Source organism: Luteimonas sp. 22616 (assembly GCF_052044325.1).
Classification (GTDB): domain Bacteria; phylum Pseudomonadota; class Gammaproteobacteria; order Xanthomonadales; family Xanthomonadaceae; genus Luteimonas.
In genome coordinates, this window is the sequence record NZ_JBQEMW010000001.1 from 2,606,753 (window position 1) to 2,621,612 (window position 14,860).

Genomic DNA, 14,860 nt, shown 5'->3' on the forward strand with positions numbered 1-14,860 from the left:
CCGAAACTGGCGCCGCGGCATTTTCCTGCGCGAATGCAGTGGCATGGATGCCACCGAGAATGGCGCAGAAGAGTACTGTTCTCTTGAAATTGCGGGCCATGCAAGCCTTCCCCTCGAAATGAATGCCGGTGACCGGAACGGCATGCACGATCTGCTGGAGCCGTAGCGCTTGCCGATGACCGCAGGGTGGCAGTGGCATTGCACTTTGTCGTGCAGCTTTGCTGACCCGCGGTATAACCCGCGGCTATGGAAGCAATCACAATGCAGATCGTTTTTCGATTGACGGATGCATTACGGCATCCATCGTTGTCGCAGCAACCGGCAAGCGCAGGCATCGGCATAACCGAAGGCTATTCAACCGCCACGGAAAGTGAGGGCACGGCCGCGAACGGGGTTGCTAGGCTCGGGGCATGGCTATCGTTTCCGCTGCTTTGATCCGCTTCCTCCCGACCCCCGGCATCGTGTGCCGCGCGCGCGTCTGCGCATTCGCCGGCCTGCTGGCCGCGCTGTCGGCCTGCGCGACCGGCGAACTTGCCTCCGCACCCGCACCCGACCATTCCGTTGGCCCGGCCACGACCGAAGCGGTCGTTGTCGCCGCGCATCCGCTGGCCGTCGATGCGGGTACCGCAGTGCTGCGGCGCGGCGGCAGCGCGATCGATGCCGCGGTCGCGGTGCAGGCGATGCTGGGCCTGGTCGAACCGCAAAGCTCCGGACTCGGCGGCGGCGCGATGATCATGGTGTACGACGCGGCCAGCGGCGAGGTGAGCAGTTATGTCGGGCGCGAAACCGCGCCCGCGCTGGCCACGCCGGCCTTGCTCAACGATGCCGATGGCCACGCGATCCCGCATCGCGAAGCCATGCTGACCGGGCGCGCCACCGGCGTTCCGGGCGCGGTTGCGGTGTTCGCGGCGGCGCAGCACGACCACGGCAAGCTGCGCTGGGACCAGCTGTTCGACGAGAGCATCGAACAGGCCGAGGCAGGCTTCCGCGTCACCCCGCGGCTGGCGCAGCACATCCACGGCAAGTTCCCGCAGGCATCCGCGCCTGACGTGACCGCCTATTTTTCCGATGCCGGGGGCAACCCACTGCAGGTCGGCGACCTGCTGCGCAACCCGGCGTACGCCACCACGCTGCGCACGCTGGCCAGGGGCGGCGCGGCGGCCTTCTACGGAGGCGACATCGCGCGCGCGATCGTCGCGCGCACGCACCAGCCACCGATGGGCGGCGCGATGAGCGAACGCGACCTGGCCGGGTACAAGCCCGACCGGAGCGACCCGATCTGCAGGCCGCTGCGGCAATACGTGCTGTGCGTGCCACCGCCGCCCACCAGCGGCGTCGGCCTGCTGCAGCTGATGGCGCTGCTCGACGGCACCGACATCGACCAGCGCGGCCCGGACGATCCGCAGTCGTGGTTCCTGTTCGCCGAGGCCAGCCGCGTCATGTACGCCGACCGCGACCAGTACGTGGGCGATCCGCGCTTCGTGCCGGTGCCGGTCGAAGGCCTGCTCGACCCGGCCTATGTCGCAGCGCGCCGGCAACTGATCGGCACCGCCGCCGCGCCCGTGCCACCGGCGGCAGGCACGCCCGCAGGCGCTCCCGCCACGGCGGACGACCGTACCGACGAACCGGGCGGCACCAGCCATTTCGTCGTCGTCGACGCACAGGGCAACGCGGTGTCGATCACCACCACGATCGAGTCGTACTTCGGTTCCGGGCGGATGGTGGACGGCTTCTTCCTCAACAACCAGTTGACCGATTTTTCCTGGAACCCCGCGGCCGGCCCGGTGCCCGCCGCCAACGCCATCGCCGGGGGCAAGCGTCCGCGTTCGTCGATGACGCCGGCGATCCTGCTCGACCGGCAGGGAAAGTTCGTCGGCGCGATCGGTTCGCCCGGCGGCTCGGCGATCCCGGCCTATATCGGCAAGACCCTGGTCGGCCTCGTCTACTGGCACCTGCCGCTGCAGCAGGCGGTGGAACTGCCCAACCTGGTGGCGCGCGGCGCGCGCTTCGACGGCGAGGCCGCGCGCTTTTCGCCACGCATCCGCGCCGAGCTCGCCCGTCGCGGCATCGAAGTCCGCGCGGGTTCAGGCGAGGACTCGGGCCTGCATGGCGTGTTCCTGCATGACGGCACGCTCGAGTGGGCGGCCGATCCGCGGCGCGAAGGCACCGGGCGCAAGCCGGAATAGGGCGGCACGCGCAATCCCCTGCACGACGCCGCAACGACGCGGCCATGCGCCGTCGCTTTGCGCGCCCAACCGGCGCTTCATCGCCGCGGAACGCCGCGCAGCGCCTTCGCAATGACAGCTGCCCGCGCCTCGCCTAAGATCGATGCCATGCGATTTCGCCAGATAGAAGTCTTCCACGCGGTCTACACGACGGGTTCGATCAGCGCAGCCGCGCGTGCCCTGCATGTGTCGCAGCCGTCGGTCAGCAAGGTCCTGCACCACACCCAGTACCAGCTCGGTCTCTCGCTGTTCACCCTGGTGCGCGGGCGACTGGTCGCCACCGACGAGGCCCATGCGCTGTTCGTGGAAGTCAGCGAGATCTTCGAACGCCTGACTTCGCTGCAGAAGACCGTCGGCAACATCCGCAACGTCGGTGGCGGCCACATCCGCCTGGGCGTGGTGCCGTCGCTGGGCCTGCACGTCGCGCCGCTGGCGATCGCGCGCTTCCGCAAGCTGCACCCCGAAGTCACCTTCGACGTGCAGACGCTGCACCACGACGCGCTGTTCCAGGCGCTCTACGAGCGCACCTGCGACGTCGCCATCGCCTACGACCCGCCGCTGCACCCGCGCATGAAGCGGCGGGTGCTGGACATGGGCCAGTTGATGCTGCTGTTCCGCGAAGACGAACTGGCCGATGTCGGCGACGCCGTGCCGATCTCGCTGCTCGACGGCCGCGACATGGTCGGATTGACCGCCAGCGGCCCGGTCGGCGATGCGTTCACGGCCGAACTCAAGCGCCACGGCGTTGTGATCCATGAAGTGGTGTCGAACCAGACGTTCTACATCGCCGCGGCGCTGACCCGCTGCGGGGCCGGCATGACGGTGGTGGACGAGTTCACCGCGCGCGCCGGCTCCGAACCGTCGGTGCGCTTCCGCCCGCTCGACCCGCCGATCCGGTTCCAGATCGAATGCGTGTTCCTGGAGGATCGCCCGCCCTCGAAGGCGGCCGAGGAATTCATCGCCCTGCTCGCCTCGATCATCCAGGAGATCCGCACGCCCGCGGCCTAGGCACGCCGCCTTGCAATGCCGCAGCGGCCGGCACTGCGTTTGCGGTCAGATGTCGAACTCCGGCGCATCGGACACGCTGTCCAGCCGGATGCGGTTGGCGAACAGCGAGAACGCCAGCATCCCGGCCAGTCCGTTGGCGCGCGAGACCCAGTGCGGCAGCCAGCGCGGCGGCTGCAGCACACCGGCATCGAACAGCGGCGCGAAGCGTTGCACGTCGCCCAGCGTCATCTTGCCGGCGAACAGCTGCCGGCACAGGCGCAGCTGGCCCTGACGCAGTGCCCAGCGGAAGAAGGTATGCACGCCGATCAGGCCGCGCAGGTACACCGCATCCTTGGTGAAGGCGTGGCCGCCGGTCAGCGGCACGCCGCGGAACACGCGCTGCGCCGAAGCGAAGCTTTCCTCGGCCGATTGCCCGGCGCCGAGGAAGTAGCGGAACACCTCGACGAAGCCGGCGCCGTCGAGCGCCATCGCGATCGCCTCGATCCGCAGGCTCACCCGCTTCATGCGCTCGATGTCGATGTTGCCGGTGATCTGCTCGGCGAACACCGCCAGCCCTTCCTGGGTGGCGGTGGTGCGCGGCGACGACAGCGACAGGCTGCCGAGCACGGCCTGCTCGCGGCCGTTGAGCGCGGTGAGCGAATGCACGAAGGCTTCGTGCTGGAGCAGCTGGTGGTGGTCGTAGTCGGTGTACTCGGCGCCGCTGCGCAGGCGGATGCGGCGCGCACCGGCGGCGGCCTTGGCGATCATGTCCGGATCGAGCTCGACCGCGATCACGCGGCTGCCGAAGTAGCGGTCGAGATCAGCCTGCAGCTGCAGCTGCAGCGCGGTGGCGGAGATGGTGACCTGCTCGGCCGGCGAGAGCAGTTCGCGGTCGAGCTCGTTGGCGATGTCGATGAAGTGACGTGCCGCCTCGCGCGCCGTGGGCCCGTCGCCGGGCAATGGTTCGTCCGGACGGCCGAACAGCGCGATCGAGTGCATGCCGACCGCAGGCGTGCCGAGCGATTCGAGCAGCTGCGCGGCGACCGACCAGCTGCGGGTGGATTCGACCAGGTACGCGCCCAGCGGGTGCGCTGGATCGGCGGCCGCGGCGATGGCATCGAGTTCGCGCCGCGCTTCGCTGAAGTCGTGCTTCGGATAGACCACCTCCGGCAGCACGTCGCGTCCGCGCACATGGCCGTCGAGGAAACGTCGCTGCACCTCCAGCGGCCAGCTCACCAGGGTCAGCAGCCGGATCCCGCGCACCGCCTCGACCATGCGCGCATCGAGCGCGGCGTGGTGGGCGATGTCTGGGGCGTGCAACGCCATGTCAGCCGGCTGCCTCGCAAATCGTGCCCCCGGCCATAGCGGCGGAAGCCGCGACTCGTGTGCCGGTCGCGGCTTCCGCCGCTCCTACGGGAGCATTCGAAGCGACGCGGCGGCGGTCAGTGACGCCCATACTTGTCGTCCAGCCGCTTGTGCAGCGCCTTGCCCTGCACCTTCGCTTCAGCCTTCTGCGCCAGCCGCGTGGCCAGCCGGTCGGCGGCGCCGGCGACCTCGTCGCGCAGCTTCAGGTAGTTGGCGAAGCGCTGCGGGTCGAGCGTGCCGGCCTCGATCGCGGCGCGCACCGCGCAGCCGGGTTCGCGTTCGTGCCTGCAGTCGCGGAACTTGCACTGTTCGGCCAGCGCCTCGATGTCGGCGAAGCCGCCCTCGGCCAGGTCTTCCTCGCCGGTGGGCTTGAGTTCGCGCATGCCGGGGGTGTCGATCAGGCACGCGCCCGACGGCAGCGGGATCAGCGCGCGATGGGTGGTGGTGTGGCGGCCGCGCGCGTCGCTTTCGCGTACGTCGGCGGTCTTCATCTTCTCGGCGCCGAGCAGGGTGTTGGTCAATGTCGACTTGCCGGCACCGGAGCTGCCGACCAGCACCGCGGTCATGCCGGCCTGCAGCCACGGGTCGAGCACGGCGACGCTGTCGCGGTCCTTGGCGTTGACCGCGAACACCGGCACGTCCTGGCCGGCCACGCCCACCAGCGCGTCGACGGCCGCCTGCACGTCGCTGTCGTCCTTGTCGGCCTTGGTCAGCACGACCACCGGCTGCGCGCCGCCGCCAAGCACCAGCAACAGGTAGCGCTCGATCCGGCGCGGATTGAAGTCGCCGTCCAGGCCGCAGACCACCAGCACGGTGTCGATGTTCGCGGCGATGACCTGCTGCTTGTAGTGCTCGCCGGCCGCGCCGCGCTTGATCGCGCTGCGCCGCGGCAGCAGGGCCACGATGCGTTCGCCTTCGAGCAGCACCCAGTCGCCGACCGCGGCGCGCTGTTCGGCCGAGGTGGTGCCCTTGCGATAGCCGGCCGGCCGCTGCCATTCGGGCAGCGATTCGACCGTGAAGCCTTCGCCTGGCCCCTCGGCGACGATGTAGCCGGAACGATGCTGTTCGACCACCCGTGCCGGCCGCGCCTGCGGATGCGCAGCCATCGCGTCGCGCCATGCCGGGTCGTCGGGTTCGCCGGCCCAGGGCCAGCCGATGACGCGCAGGGCGGCGAAGGCGGGATTCAAACGCGGCGGCGGGTGACAGGCATGGCGGGGATTCTAAGCGCAAGTCGTGGGGCGCAAGCCGGATGCCGGGTTTTCCGATAGGCTTTGCGGCCACTTTCCGCCTTCCGCCGCCCGATGTCGCCGCCCAGCCTGAAGACCCGCGAACGCCTGTCCGAAGTCCGTTACGAGATCCGCGGCGAACTGGCCCGCCGGGCGCGCGAGCTGGAGCTCCAGGGCCGGACCCTGATCAAGCTCAACATCGGCAACCCCGGCGCCTTCGGCTTCCGCGCCCCCGAACACCTGCAGCACGCGATCGCCGACCGCATCGCCGACACCGATCCCTACACCCACCAGCAGGGCCTGCCGGCCGCGCGCGAGGCGATCGCCGCGTTCCACAAGGCACGCGGCACGCCGAACGCGACGCCGGAGCGCGTGTTCATCGGCAACGGCGTCAGCGAGCTGATCGACCTGTCGCTGCGCGCGCTGCTCAATCCCGGCGACGAAGTGCTGCTGCCCTCGCCCGACTACCCGCTGTGGTCGGCGGCCACCATCCTCAACGACGGCCGCCCGGTCTACTACCGCTGCAAGGTCGCCAACGATTTCCTGCCCGACCCGGACGAGATCGAGGCGCTGGTGTCATCGCGCACCCGCGCCATCGTGCTGATCAACCCGAATAACCCGACCGGCGCGAGCTACCCGCGCGAACTGCTCGAACGCATCGTCGCCATCGCCGCGAAGCACGACCTGCTGCTGATGTGCGACGAGATCTACGACGGCATCCTCTACGACGATGCCCGGTTCGTACCCGTCGCGCCGATCGCCGGGGACGTGCCCTGCCTGTCGTTCGGCGGGCTGAGCAAGGTGCACCGCGCCTGCGGCTGGCGCGTGGGCTGGGCGGTGCTGTCGGGCGATCCGCTGCGCAGCGGCGAGTTCCACCACGCCATGGACCTGCTCGGCGCGCTGCGCCTGTGCGCCAACGTGCCGGGGCAGTTCGCGATCGACGCGGCGCTGCACGGCGTCGACACCATCACCGCGCTGTGCGCGCCGGGCGGGCGGCTGCATGAGGCGCGGCGCGCGGTGGTCGAAAGCTGCGCGGCCAGCGAACACCTGAAGCTGGTGGTACCCGATGCGGCGCTGTACGCGTTCCCGGGTGTCACCGGCGCCGCGGCCGAAGGCTTCGACGACCACGCCTTCGCACTGGAACTGCTCGAGACCGAGGACGTGCTGATCGTGCCCGGGTCGAGCTTCAACGTGCCATACCGCAACCATTTCCGCGTCACCCTGCTGCCGCAGCCCGATGCGCTGCGCGAGGTGTTCCGCCGCATCGACCGCGTGCTGTCGCGCCGCGTCGAGTCCGGGCGCCGCGACGGCGCACCGCAAGCGGCGGTGGCATGACGGCGACCCGCACCACGGGTGGCCCGTTGCCGCCGCTGCGTGCGCTGCGCTACCTGGCGCTGGGCGACAGCTACACCATCGGCGAGGGCGTGGCGCCCGCCGGCCGCTGGCCGATGCAGCTGGCGCAGGCGCTGCGCGCCGAAGGCGTGATGCTGGGCGACCCGAAGATCGTCGCCGCCACCGGCTGGACGACGGACGAGTTGTCGGCCGCTCTCGACGCCTTCGATGCATCCCAAGTCTTTGTAGGAGCGGCTTCAGCCGCGAGCTCCTCCCCTGCGGAAGGAGAAGAGCTCGCGGCTGAAGCCGCTCCTACAAAGGCAAAAGATGGCTGGGACTTCGTCAGCCTGCTGATCGGCGTCAACAACCAGTATCGCGGCCGCGGCGTCGACGACTACCGCGGCGAATTCGCGGGCCTGCTCGCACGCGCCATCGGCTATGCCGGGGGCCGTCCCGATCGCGTGCTGGTGCTGTCGATCCCCGACTGGGGCGTGACCCCGTTTGCCGTGCGCGAGGGCCGCGACGGCGCGCAGATCGCACGTGAACTCGACGCCTGCAACACGGCCGCGCGCGAAACCTGCAACCAGCACGGCGTCGCCTTCGTCGACATCACCCCGGCCAGCCGCGAACGCGGCGGCGAGGCGGGGATGCTCGCCGATGACGGCCTGCATCCTTCCGCCGCGATGTATGCGACATGGACGCGCCTGGCCCTGCCGGTGGCGCGCAGGCTGCTGGAACCGTGAGCGGCGAACCGTTGCCGCGCGAGCAGGCGACCGCGATCGCCCGAGCCTTCCTGCCGCCGTACCGGGTGCTCAACCGCTGGGATTATCACTACATCCGCAGCAAGCTCTCCACCGACCCGCTCTACCCGGGTGTGCTGCGCGCGCTACGCGGCAGCAGCGCGCCACTGCTGGACCTGGGCTGCGGCCTGGGCCTGCTCGCGCATGCACTCCGGCACGACGGGCAACCGCTGCCGTACCACGGCGTCGACAACGATGCGGACAAGATCGCGCGCGCCACCGCCGCCGCCGATCGCACCGACATGCAGGCGGCGCGCTTCGCGTTCGTCGACCTTGCCCATCACCTGCCCCCGCATTCCGGCAGCGTGGCCATCCTCGACGTGCTGCAGTACCTGCCCGCGCCCGCGCAGCGGCAGTTGCTGGCGAACGTGATCGCCATGCTGACGCCGGGCGCGCGGCTGGTGATCCGCACCGGGCTGGTCGACGGCAGCCGCCGCGGCCTGGTGTCGCGGATCGGCGATCGCGCCGCGAACCTCATCGGCTGGATGCAGTCGACGCCGCGCTTCTATCCGAGCGCCGACGACCTGCGCACCCCCCTCGAAGACGCCGGGCTGCAGGTCACGATCGAGCCGCTGTGGGGACGCACGCCGTTCAACAACTGGCTGGTGGTCGCGCAGCAGGTGTAGTCCCGACCTACGGCCGCCGGGCACGATGATTGCCCGGTGCAGAAAGCGACGCACGACGATCAGCTGCTTCCTTCTCCCGCGTGCGGGAGAAGGTGCCGAAGGCGGATGAGGGCGCGAGCGCAGCGAGCTGCTCTCGCTTTGGCCTTCTTCTTTCTGCGCCGAAGCCCGGATCAAAAGCACGCTCCGCTACGCGCGCGCCTTCATCACGGCGCTTCGCGCCACTGTCTCCCGCAAGCGAAAGAAGGGCCGGGTTCGCGGCGCAGGCGGGTGCGCGACGCCACCCAGCCTACGCCCTGCGCTCCAGATCCTCGGGCAGCACCGTCGCGTAATCCAGTGCCCGCATCCGCTGCAACAGCAGCGCGATCATCTCGACGTTGCGGCCATGCCGCGCCCCTTCGTGCAGCAGCACGATCGCGCCGGGCGACAGCTCGCGTTCGAGCCGCGCCACCACCGCGGCCGGATCCGACCGCACCGCGTCGAAGGCGCGCGCATCCCAGGCCACGCGCGCCAGCCCGCAGTCGCGCAACGGTGCCGACACGAACGGATTGGCGTGGCCGACCACCGCGCGGAACCAGCGTGGCGCGACGCCGGTGATCGCGTGCAGCGTCTCCTGGCACTGCACGATCTCGCGCCGCATCCGCGCCGGGCCCAGCGACCAGAAACGTGCCTGCGGATGGCCCTGGCTGTGGTTGCCGATGCCGTGGCCGCGCGCGACGATCTCGCGCACCAGCTCCGGCCGCGCCGCGGCGCGTTCGCCGACCAGGAAGAATGTCGCCCTCGCGCCGTGCGCGTCGAGCAGGTCGAGCAGCGCCGGGGTGTCGTCGGACGGGCCATCGTCGATGGTCAGCCACACGCGCCGGTCGTCGATCGGCAGGTGCGACAGCACCGGCCCGTACATCGCCGAACGCGGCCGCAACGCGCCCCAGAGGAACGCCAGGTGCGTGGCCACCAGCAATGGCAGCCCGATCCGCCAGCCCAGTTGCCACCAGGCCAGCGCCACCACGACGTGCGCGGCCAGCAGCGCCCAGAGCCACGCCGGCGACGCGCGCGGGACACGGTGCAGGGACGGCAGCGGCTCGCGGATCGCGCTCATGCCGGCATGATGCCATGGGGCGTTAGACTCCCCCGCATGAACACCGAAGTCCACGACCTGTCCCCCGCCGAAGCCGCCGCCCGCGTCCGCGACGGCAGCCTCACCATCGTCGACGTGCGTCCGCTGCAGGAGCGCGAACTGGCTGCGATCGCCCTGCCCTACGCGGTGCTCGAAGCCGGCGGCCTCGAGGAACTGCTGGCGCAACCGCATGACCTGGCGCTGGGTTTCCTCTGCCACCACGGCGGACGCAGCGCGCAGGCCGCCGAACACTTCCGCGCCCGCGGCTTCACGACGGTGTTCAACATCGTCGGCGGCATCGACGCCTGGTCACAGGACGTGGATCCGTCGGTACCTCGCTACTGATCCCGCCCGCGCGCGAGCTGCTGTTGTGTCCGCCGATATCGCCCTGACACAACCGCTCCCCTGCGCGCCCCTGCGCTAGAAGCCGCCGCCTGCATCCAGCCAGGCCTGCTCGTCTGGCGTGTTCTCGCGGCCGAGCTCGCGATTGCGGTGCGGGAAGCGGCCGAAGCGCTCGATCACGTCGCGGTGGGCCACCGCGTACTGCATGTAGTCCGGCGCCACCGCGTGCATCAGTTCGATCGCGCGCACCTGGTCGGCCATGGCTTCGGAATGCTCGAACGGCAGGTACATGAACACGCGCAGCGCCGGATCGACCTGCGCGTCGAAACCGGCATCGATCGCGCGCGTCGCGTAGTGCAGTGCCAGCGGGTCGGTGGCGTAGGCGTGGCCGGTGCGGCGGAAGCAGTTGCGCGGGAACTGGTCGAGCAGCAGCACCAGCGCCAGCGCGCCGTCGGCATCGTCCATCCAGTGCTCCAGATCGCGCCGCGCGGCGGCCCAGTGGGCGTCGAGGAAACCGTCGCGGAAGCGTGAGTCGAAGGCGTCGTCGCGCGCGAACCACTTGCCGGGTCCGGCCTCGCGCCAGAAGTCGATCACGTGGGTGGGTTCGATCATGGCGCTGGCTCCGTCATTCGTTTTCATTAGCGGTCGCGACGATGGTGTCCATGGCCTTGTCGGGAAAAGCTCGCGGCTGAAGCCGCTCCTGCAAAGGCCGGGGCGCGCCGGCGCCGTAGGTCGAGGCTACGCCCCCGACGCCGTGCGAGGTCAGCGTACGCGGGGGAATGCGTGGGTCGAAGTCAGAAGTGCCCCCCACCCGGCGCTGCGCGCCTCCCCGCTCCGCGCCCCGGCCCTCGCGCCAACGCGAGGGCGTTCATCGGGACGCGAGCCTGTGGCTCGCAAGCGTCCCTCTTCACCCCGCGGGCGGGAGAGGGACTTGATGCATGGCGTGCGCGCGGGTGGCGCTGCAGTTACTTGGCCAGCTCGTTCCACAGGAACGTGTAGTTCAGCGCCCATACGTGCGCCGACTGCTTGTTGGTGGCACCGGCGCCATGGCCGCCTTCGGTGTTCTCGTAGTAGCGCACGTCCTTGTCGGCCGCGAGCATCTTCGCCGCCATCTTGCGGGCGTGGCCGGGATGCACGCGGTCGTCGCGGGTCGTGGTCCAGATGAAGGTCGCCGGGTAGTCCTTCGCCGGATCGAACAGCTGGTATGGCGAGAAGGTCTTGATGTACTCCCAGTCGGCGGTGTCCGGATCGCCGTACTCGGCCATCCACGAGGCGCCGGCGAGCAGGTGGCTGTAGCGCTTCATGTCCAGCAGCGGCACCTGGATCACGATCGCGCCGAACAGCTCCGGGTACTGGGTGAGCATGTTGCCGGCGAGCAGGCCGCCGTTGCTGCCGCCCTGCGCGGCCAGGTGCCGTGCCGAGGTGACCTTGCGCGCGGCGAGGTCCTGCGCGACTGCGGCGAAGTCCTCGTACGCCTTGTGGCGGTTGGCCTTCAGCGCGGCCTGGTGCCAGCGCGGGCCGTACTCGCCGCCACCGCGGATGTTGGCGACGACATACACGCCACCGCGCTCCAGCCAGCCCTTGCCGACCGTGCCCGAGTACGACGGGGTCAGCGAAATTTCGAAGCCGCCATAGCCGTACAGCAACGTCGGCGCACTACCGTCGAAGGCCAAGTCCTTCGGCCGCACCATGAAGTACGGCACGCGGGTGCCGTCCTTGCTGGTGGCGAAGTGCTGCTCGACCACTTCGTTCGAACCGTCGAAGAACACCGGCATGGTCTTGAGCGTTTCCGGCGCGGCCTGGCCCGGATGCTCGGCCAGCATCAGCGTGGTCGGGGTCAGGTAGTTGGTGGTGGTGATCCAGACCGCGTCGCTCTCGTCGGCATCGACCGCGCCGACGCTGGTGGTACCCAGCTCGGTCGCGCCGATGTCCAGCGGCGACGAGGTCCAGCCCTTGTCGCCATGCCTGAACAGGAACAGCTTGTTCTTGACGTCGTCCAGCACGTTGAGCACGAGCTGCGTCTTCGTCAGCGTCGCGCCGGCCAGCGAGGTGGTGTCGGTGGGCTCGAACAGCACTTCGAAGTCGCGCTTGCCGGCCATGAAATCGTCGAACCGGGTAACGAGGTAGGAGCCGGCCTTGTAGGTCTTGCCGCCGACTTCCCACGGCTCGCGCAGCTCAAGCCCGAGCCATTCGCGCTGCACCGACTTGTTGGCCGAGTTCGGCGCGTCGACCTTGGTCAGCGTGCCGTCCTTGCCGCGCAGGTACAGCTCGTCGTTGTAGAACGCGATCGAGCGCTGCACGAAGTCGCGTTCAAAGCCGGGCGTGTCGTCGTGGCCGGCACCGACCGCCATGTCCTTGGCCGTGCCTTCGTAAACCATCGTCGCCGACTCGATCGGCGTGCCGCGCTTCCACTGCTTGACCACGCGCGGGTAGCCCGAGTCGGTCATGGAGCCGGGGCCGAAGTCGGTGGACACGTACACGTTGTCGCGATCGATCCAGCCGAGGCTGCCCTTGGCCTCCTTGCGGTAGAAGCCATCCTCCACCCACTGCTTCGTCGACAGGTCGAATTCGCGGGTGACATCGGCGTCGGCGCCGCCGCGCGACAGCGCGACCAGGCATCGGGTGTAGTCCGGGCGCAGGCAGTCGGCGCCGTGCCACACCCAGTTCTCGTTCTCGGCCTTGTTCAGCGCATCGAGGTCGAGCAGGGTTTCCCACTTCGGCTCGTCCTTGCGGTATTCCTCGAGCGTGGTGCGGCGCCAGAGGCCGCGCTCGTGCTGCGCGTCCTGCCAGAAGTTGTAGTAGTACTCGCCGCGCTTGCCGACGTAGGGGATCTTGGCGTCGGAATCGAGGACCGCGAGGATGTCGGATTCGAGCTTGTCGAAGCCCGGCGCGCCGGCCAGTTCGGCCTCGGTCTTCGCGTTGTGCTCGCGCACCCAGGCCAGCTGCTTGTCGCCGGTGACGTCTTCGAGCCACTGGTTCGGGTCGGCGGCAGCGGCCGGCATGGCGTCCTCCTTGGGGGCATTTTCGTCGGCCTGCGCGGCCAGGGCGGGCGTGCCGGCCAAGCCGGCGGCGGCCGCGAGTCCCGCGGCAAGGCAAACGTGCGACAGCTTCGGCATTCGGAATCCCTGCAGGTTCGGATGTTGGTGGAAGCCGGCAACGCTAGCACAGGACCCCGCCGCGGCTGGCGTGCCGAAAGTCCGGGAACGTCAGGCAACGACGGGGAAAACGAGGCAGGCACGCAAAGACCCCCGCCCGGCAGTCATCCCGGCCGCAACGCGGGTTCCCTGCCCGGAGATCTCATGCTCCTGCGATCACGCAGGCCGGATCGATCGCGGCGCCCGGGATGCCTGGGCAGGGACCGACCACAAGCCCGCGCAATCCACCGCGCGCATACGACATGCGTGCCTCGAAACACGGGGCCTCGCTCAGGCAGCGCGCGGCAGCCGCGTCCGCGCAGGCGCCGCGCGCCGCCGCGCCTGCGTGGTGCCCGGCCGGCGCCGCCGCATGGCCGGTGACGAGTCCGGCATGCGGCGACGCGGCAGGCGCAGGGAAAGGCGGGACACAGCCAGCGCCGCAAGGCTGGCCAGCGGCATGCCCAACAACCACAGCGGCATCGAGCCGAAGGCAGCGCTGTCGGCACGTGCGGCCGGCAGCGAAAGCACGGCGATGGCGCCGAGGAACAGCGCGCCCAGCAGCCAGGCGGCGAGCGGGGGCGCGCCGGCGGCGGTATCGCGGGAGAACGTCAGGCTGGCATGCGTCATGGCGGCGCTCCTCGAATCGGGAGCGCAGCGTCGCGCGCGGGCATCTCAAAGGCTGCGACCTGACCAAATCGGGAGAACGGAATCTTGTAGGAGCGGCTTCAGCCGCGAGCTCTTGCCGTCCTTTGTGGAGCGGGTTTTCTGGTTCCTGACTTTTTGCCGCTGCTCGAAAGCTCGCGGCTGAAGCCGCTCCTACAAGAGCAATTGGTCGGCGGTCAGTACCCGGCCGCGTCCAGCGCCTTCTCCGCGGCTTCGCGGCCGATGCCGACCAGTTCCTTCGCACGCCAGAATTCGTAGAACTGGCACACGTCGCGCGGGATCTCGATGACCAGCTCCGGCGGGTCTAGCGCCAGCTGCACTCGCGCGATCTGCGCCTGCATGGTGTCCAGCGCGCGCGACATGGTGTCGACCAGGCCGACCTCGGAAGGCGGGTTGCCCAGGCGGCGGTCAAGCCAGCGCCCCAGCCGCGAGCCGTGCGCAGGTCGCGCGCGGCGGCCGTCGGCCGGGTCGCCGGGCGGCTGGCGCGGGCGGCTGTGCATGTCGACCGCCACCAGCCGGTGCGCGTCCGACAGCCGGGTGGCGGTGATCGGCAGCGGTGCGAGCAGGCCGCCGTCGACCAGTTCGCGCCCGTGCACCACCTGCGGCGTGAACAGGCCCGGGATCGCGAACGACGCCCGCAGCGCGTCCCACAGCGGGCCGCTGCGCAGCCACACCACGCGCTGGCGTTCCATGTCGACCGCGGCCGCGGTGAAGGGGGTCGGCAGCTCCTCGATGCGCGGGTCGCCGACCACCTCGCGCATCGCGTCCACCAGGCGCTGCCCGGCAATCAGGCCGGGGCGCCCCATCACCGGGTCGAGCAGGCGCAGGAATTCGCCGCGCGACAAACGCTCGAAGCCGTCGCGGAACTCGCGCAGCTTGCCTGCCGCGTAGACGCCGCCGACCAGCGCGCCGCTGGACGAACCGGCCACCGAGACGATCTGCAGCCCGCGTGCTTCCAGCGCCTCGATCACGCCGATCTGCGCCAGCCCGCGTGCGCCACCGGCGCCGAGCGCGAGCGCAATCGGTTCGCCGCCCGCGGAGTCAGACAT

Annotated in this window: 14 protein-coding genes; 7 read left to right on the top strand and 7 right to left on the bottom strand. The window is 70.0% G+C overall.

Annotation, left to right across the window (positions count from 1 at the left end; all coding sequences use genetic code 11):
* The first annotated feature begins 43 nt into the window (after positions 1–43).
* The 3 genes from ACTJIL_RS11920 to ACTJIL_RS11930 all read left to right on the top strand — a co-directional run bounded on the left by ACTJIL_RS11920 (position 44) and on the right by ACTJIL_RS11930 (position 3,233).
* Positions 44–166: a hypothetical protein gene (locus ACTJIL_RS11920; protein ID WP_440755719.1), complete on the top strand. Its 123-nt coding sequence runs from the start codon at positions 44–46 to the stop codon at positions 164–166.
* Positions 167–410: 244 nt separating this feature from the next.
* The gene (locus ACTJIL_RS11925; RefSeq protein ID WP_440755720.1) at positions 411–2,186 is read left to right on the top strand and encodes a gamma-glutamyltransferase family protein; all 1,776 of its coding nucleotides are present in this window, start codon (positions 411–413) and stop codon (positions 2,184–2,186) included.
* Positions 2,187–2,333: 147 nt separating this feature from the next.
* Positions 2,334–3,233: a LysR family transcriptional regulator gene (locus ACTJIL_RS11930; RefSeq protein WP_440755721.1), complete on the top strand. Its 900-nt coding sequence runs from the start codon at positions 2,334–2,336 to the stop codon at positions 3,231–3,233.
* A 45-nt stretch (positions 3,234–3,278) separates the two neighbouring features.
* Here the strand turns inward: ACTJIL_RS11930 and ACTJIL_RS11935 are convergent, their stop codons facing one another.
* Both ACTJIL_RS11935 and rsgA read right to left on the bottom strand, forming a co-directional pair.
* Positions 3,279–4,538: a flavohemoglobin expression-modulating QEGLA motif protein gene (locus ACTJIL_RS11935; RefSeq protein ID WP_440755722.1), complete on the bottom strand. Its 1,260-nt coding sequence runs from the start codon at positions 4,536–4,538 to the stop codon at positions 3,279–3,281.
* Between the two features lie 116 nt (positions 4,539–4,654).
* Positions 4,655–5,764, bottom strand: coding sequence for a ribosome small subunit-dependent GTPase A (rsgA, locus tag ACTJIL_RS11940; protein WP_440755723.1), 1,110 nt, complete (start codon positions 5,762–5,764; stop codon positions 4,655–4,657).
* A gap of 114 nt (positions 5,765–5,878) precedes the next feature.
* Here rsgA and ACTJIL_RS11945 point away from each other — a divergent pair, with 114 nt between their 5' ends.
* The 3 genes from ACTJIL_RS11945 to ACTJIL_RS11955 are packed head-to-tail and all read left to right on the top strand — an operon-like array spanning position 5,879 to position 8,561.
* A complete protein-coding gene (locus ACTJIL_RS11945) occupies positions 5,879–7,138 on the top strand; it encodes an aminotransferase class I/II-fold pyridoxal phosphate-dependent enzyme (RefSeq protein WP_440755724.1) in 1,260 nt (419 codons plus the stop codon).
* The gene (locus tag ACTJIL_RS11950; protein ID WP_440755725.1) at positions 7,135–7,878 is read left to right on the top strand and encodes an SGNH/GDSL hydrolase family protein; all 744 of its coding nucleotides are present in this window, start codon (positions 7,135–7,137) and stop codon (positions 7,876–7,878) included. Before ACTJIL_RS11945 ends, ACTJIL_RS11950 begins: the two co-directional genes overlap by 4 nt.
* 11 nt (positions 7,879–7,889) lie before the next feature.
* The gene (locus tag ACTJIL_RS11955; RefSeq protein ID WP_440755913.1) at positions 7,890–8,561 is read left to right on the top strand and encodes a methyltransferase; all 672 of its coding nucleotides are present in this window, start codon (positions 7,890–7,892) and stop codon (positions 8,559–8,561) included.
* Between the two features lie 286 nt (positions 8,562–8,847).
* On the opposite strand, the gene ACTJIL_RS11960 is transcribed toward ACTJIL_RS11955, so the two are convergent.
* Positions 8,848–9,654, bottom strand: coding sequence for a polysaccharide deacetylase family protein (locus ACTJIL_RS11960; RefSeq protein WP_440755726.1), 807 nt, complete (start codon positions 9,652–9,654; stop codon positions 8,848–8,850).
* 36 nt (positions 9,655–9,690) lie between these two features.
* Between ACTJIL_RS11960 and ACTJIL_RS11965 the strand changes: the two genes are divergently transcribed.
* On the top strand, positions 9,691–10,017 hold the full coding sequence (locus ACTJIL_RS11965; protein ID WP_440755727.1) for a rhodanese-like domain-containing protein: 327 nt from the start codon (positions 9,691–9,693) through the stop codon (positions 10,015–10,017).
* 75 nt (positions 10,018–10,092) lie between these two features.
* On the opposite strand, the gene ACTJIL_RS11970 is transcribed toward ACTJIL_RS11965, so the two are convergent.
* The 4 genes from ACTJIL_RS11970 to ACTJIL_RS11985 form a co-directional block, all read right to left on the bottom strand.
* Positions 10,093–10,626 carry a DUF924 family protein gene (locus ACTJIL_RS11970; protein ID WP_440755728.1) on the bottom strand — a complete coding sequence of 178 codons (534 nt, stop codon included), beginning with the start codon at positions 10,624–10,626 and terminating at the stop codon, positions 10,093–10,095.
* A gap of 353 nt (positions 10,627–10,979) precedes the next feature.
* Positions 10,980–13,130: a prolyl oligopeptidase family serine peptidase gene (locus ACTJIL_RS11975; protein ID WP_440755729.1), complete on the bottom strand. Its 2,151-nt coding sequence runs from the start codon at positions 13,128–13,130 to the stop codon at positions 10,980–10,982.
* 309 nt (positions 13,131–13,439) lie between these two features.
* The gene (locus tag ACTJIL_RS11980; RefSeq protein WP_440755730.1) at positions 13,440–13,775 is read right to left on the bottom strand and encodes a hypothetical protein; all 336 of its coding nucleotides are present in this window, start codon (positions 13,773–13,775) and stop codon (positions 13,440–13,442) included.
* A gap of 212 nt (positions 13,776–13,987) precedes the next feature.
* Positions 13,988–14,860 (bottom strand): patatin-like phospholipase family protein, encoded by an 873-nt coding sequence (locus tag ACTJIL_RS11985; protein WP_440755731.1) that lies wholly within the window; start codon positions 14,858–14,860, stop codon positions 13,988–13,990.